Source organism: Flavobacterium sp. GNP008 (assembly GCF_056428965.1).
The window spans coordinates 1-211 of sequence record NZ_JBWJVL010000090.1 but is presented as its reverse complement, the minus strand read 5'-3'; the positions used below and the strand labels follow the sequence as shown (position 1 = coordinate 211).

1 protein-coding gene is annotated in these 211 nt (G+C 53.1%); it reads right to left on the bottom strand.

From position 1 onward, the window contains the following. A partial coding sequence (locus tag AC0608_RS14005; protein ID WP_478289511.1) for a TetR/AcrR family transcriptional regulator occupies positions 1-211 on the bottom strand: 211 nt, incomplete at both ends.

Genomic DNA, 211 nt, shown 5'->3' with positions numbered 1-211 from the left:
AGGCGCTGCATCAGCAGGGTTTTCATCAGGGAGTCCTTGTCCCCGAAGTGATAGTTCACGGCGGCCAGGTTCACCTGGGCACGCTCGGTTATCTGCCGTAACAAAACCGCGTCGTACCCGTACTTGATAAAGAGTGCCTCTGTCGCATCCAGCAATCGAGTCTTGGTAATGTTTGGCGTGCTGATTTTCTTAGCGACCATAAAGGTTCCAC